This window comes from Actinomycetota bacterium (assembly GCA_036280995.1).
GTDB lineage: Bacteria > Actinomycetota > CALGFH01 > CALGFH01 > CALGFH01 > CALGFH01.
On sequence record DASUPQ010000636.1, the window covers coordinates 1 to 3,740 of the forward strand.

Annotated in this window: 2 protein-coding genes; one reads left to right on the forward strand and one right to left on the reverse strand. The window is 68.7% G+C overall.

Going from position 1 to position 3,740, the window contains the following annotated elements; translation table 11 throughout:
• On the reverse strand, window positions 1-678 hold a 678-nt coding region (locus VF468_21715; GenBank protein ID HEX5880907.1), incomplete at its 3' end, for a sulfatase-like hydrolase/transferase.
• 756 nt (window positions 679-1,434) lie between these two features.
• Here VF468_21715 and VF468_21720 point away from each other — a divergent pair.
• Window positions 1,435-3,693 (forward strand): LuxR C-terminal-related transcriptional regulator, encoded by a 2,259-nt coding sequence (locus VF468_21720; GenBank protein HEX5880908.1) that lies wholly within the window; start codon window positions 1,435-1,437, stop codon window positions 3,691-3,693.
• Window positions 3,694-3,740 lie beyond the last annotated feature (47 nt).

Below are 3,740 nucleotides of genomic sequence, written 5' to 3' on the forward strand. Positions count from 1 at the left end.
CGGCTTGTGGGGGGCGACCTGCTTGGCATCGGCGATGAATCCGATCGCCTTGTCGGCCAGGTCCTCGGTCAGGTGGTAGCCCTGCTCGGGGGTCTTAGGCGGCTCGACCTGGTGGTTGTCGGCGACCAGGTCCGGATACCACTGGCTGGTGTCGCCACCGAGGAAGCCGTAGAAGCGGTCAAAGCCGCGCCCCAGCGGCCAGCGGTCGTACGGGCCGGCGGCTGACTCGAACTCCGAGGGCATCAGGTGCCACTTGCCGATCATGTAGGTGTTGTAGCCATGCTGGGACAGCATCTCGGACAAGAACCCGTTCTCAAACGGGATGCTGCCGTTGTAGCCGGGATAGCCAGTGGCGAGCTCGTTGATCGCCGCGGTCGCGTTGGCGTGGTGGTTGCGCCCGGTGATGATGCACGACCGCGAGGGTGAGCACAGCGCCGTGGTGTGCATGTTGGTGTACAGCAGCCCACCGGCAGCCAGCGCGTCAAGATTCGGTGTCGCGATCGGGCTGCCGTAGCAGCCCAGCTGCCCAAACCCGGTGTCATCCAACACGATAAACAGGACGTTGGGGGCATCAGCCACGGCCCGCACCGGCTGCGGCCACGCCGGGCTCGACTCGCTCGTCGTCCGCCCGATCACCCCCGGGAACGCCGCGCCCGGCTTGTACTCGTTCAACGCCATGCGACCCATCTCCCCTCGCCAAAGCCCCACGAGCCCAGATGAGCTCCCGACGCCACCAAACACTCCCGCCGCCGATCGAGCACTTCACCCCAACGGGGGTGAAATGCCAGCGCCTGGGCTCCGCACCTGCTTGAGTGCCTGCCCGGTGGGCCCGGTCCTCCCCGCCCCGGGCGGCCGGTCTCACCGGGCCAACTGCCACAGTCCGAGCCGACCATAGAGCCGAGCCAGGTGAGCCGCATCCCCCATAACAGGTGATTGCGCCATGCGCCAAGCATCGGACCACGACGTCCTAGAGGTCGCGCCCCGGGGCCGGTCAGCATCCGCGATGGCTGCTCCACAGCACCGGAGCGTGACCATGATGCTCGGCCTATCCCGTGACCTCAGTGTCCACCGTCCCCCCGGTCCAAGGGCGTGGCAGACCGCCCGACCGGGCAACAGGAAGGGGCGCACCATGACCGAGACCAGCGTCAGCTTCGCCGGTGACCTCACCGACGACCCCAGGTGCGGCACGCCGAGCGCGGCATCGCCCGGGCCATGTTTCGGGTGGTGTGCGGTCGGCGGGAGCCGGAGGCGTCGTTCTGATGCGGGACCTGGCCGACAGAGCGATCGCCTGACGACAAGGCGGCCGTACCCGGTTTGTTGACATCACCGCTGACTGGCCGTTTTGACCATAGAAACCCGATGGCATGAATCGCCGCTGGCACGGGGCGGCGCCGGCGTCGCCCCACAGAGTCGTTGTGCTAATTTTTGGTTTCTATGACGGTAGCGGACGTTCCGTTCGACCTCGTTGAGGCGAAGCTCGGCGCGCCGACGATCCGACCCGGCACCGTGGCCAAGCAGGACGTGATCGAACGGTTGCGGGCATCGCGGCTGCCCTTTGCGACCGTGATCGCGCCCGCCGGGTACGGCAAGACGACGCTGCTCGCGGAGTGGTCCGAGAGGGACCCGCGCCCCTTCGCGTGGGTCGCCCTGGACGGGCGGGATGACGATGGCGTCCTGTTCCTCCGGTACATCGCCGCCGCGATCCACCGGGTCGAGCCAGTCGCGCCCGAGGTGTTCGACGCCCTGTCCGGTCCGGGCGCATCGATCTGGTCGACCGGTGTCCCGCGCGTCGGAGGAGCGCTGGCGACGCTCGAGGGCCCGCTGGTGCTGGTGCTTGACGACCTGCACACCATCGGGAACCCGTCCTGCCTCGACGTGGTCGCCGCATTATGCGAGTACGTTCCGTCAGGATCACAGATCGTGATCGCGAGCAGGGAGACGCCAGCTCTGCCCCTGGCCCGCTGGCGGACGCGGGGATGGCTGCAGGAGATCGGCGTGGCCGACCTGCGACTCGACGAGCAGGAGGCGCAGGCGCTGTTGCGTGGCGCGGGTGTCGAACTCGACGCGGCCCAGGTGGCCGACCTAACTGAACGAACCGAAGGCTGGCCGGCTGGCTTGTACCTGGCCGCGCTGTCGCTGCAGGCCGGAGCGCCAGGTACGGCGCGCGTCGAGACGTTCACCGGCGAGGATCGGTTGGTGGCCGACTACTTCCGCTTCGAGCTGTTGTCCCGCCTGCCGGAGGCCGAGGCTCGGTTCCTCATGCATACCTCGGTGCTGGAGCGGATGTGCGGCGGGCTGTGTGATGCCGTGCTTCAGACCAGGGGGTCCGCGTCCATCCTCGAGTCGCTCGAGCGTTCCAACCGCTTCGTCGTGCCACTCGACCGTCGGGGCGAGTGGTACCGCTTCCACCACCTGTTCGGCCAGCTACTGCGAAACGAGCTCAAGCGTAGCGACCCCGAAGCAGTCGCGGAGCTCAACCGCCGCGCGATGGCCTGGTGCATGGCCAACAATCTGGCCGAGGAGGCGGTCCGTTACGGCCATGCCGCCGGCGAGACCGCCACCCTGGCCGGCCTGGTCGACCGGCTGGCCTTGCCGCTGTATTACGACGGGCGCATGGCGACCGTAGAGGAGTGGCTTAGCTGGTTCGATCACGACGAGCTGGTGCAGTACCCCGCGCTTGCGATCTTCGGGGCCTGGATTCGCGCGTTGACCGGGCGGCCGGCTGAGGCCCAACGGTGGCTTTCGCTTGCCGAGGGAGCCACCTCGACCATCCCGCTCTCGGACGGCAGCGCCACGATCGCGCCCTGGGTCGCTATCCTGCGTGCGTTCATGATGCCGGACGGTGTCGAGCGTGCGCTCGCGGACGCACATCTCGCGCTCGAGCAGTTTGCCCCGGCAAGTCCCTGGCGACCGACCGCGCTGCTTATCCGGGGTGTCGCTCATGCGCTGCTCGGCGCCACCGACCTGGCGAGGGCCGACCTGGCCGCGGCCGTCGACCTGGGCGTCATTGAGGACGCCTTCATGGCCCAGGCAGAGCTCGCGCTCCTCGCCGCGCGGCAGGGTGCCTGGGACGAGGCCGCACGGCACGCACGCCAGGCCCAGGCCCGCGTCGAGGAAACCGGTCTCGGCCACTACGCGGGGAGCGCCATCGTGCATGCGGCGGTGGCACGCGTCGCCCTCCACGAAGGACGGCAGGCCGATGCCCGCGAGACACTGTTGCGCGTCCACCGCCTGCGGCCCCTGCTCGACTACGGCGCCCCCTGGTACACCATCCAGGTCGGCCTTGAGCTCACCCGCGCCCACCTCGCACTGGGCGAGGCCGCCGCCGCCCGCACGGTCTTGACCGAAACCGAACAGGTGCTCGAGCACCGCCCACACGTCGGCTCCCTCGCCCAGGAGGTGCGGGAGCTGCGCGAACGCGTGGCGGCGACCTCCAGCCCGGTCGGCGCCTGGGCGATGAGCCTGACGGCGGCAGAGCTCCGGCTGCTTCCCTACCTCGCCACCCACCTCACGTTCCTGGAGATCAGCCAGCGACTGTACCTGTCCCAACACACGGTCAAGAGCGAGGCGACCTCGATCTACCGCAAGCTCAACGCTTCCTCACGCAGCACGGCGATCGAGCGCGCCCTCCAGGTCGGGCTCCTGGAGAGCACCATCTACCCGCCACAGGCGAATCGCCACCTCAAGGCCTGAGGCACAGCTCGAGAGACGCAACCCTCGTTATCGGCCAGCACTCATCA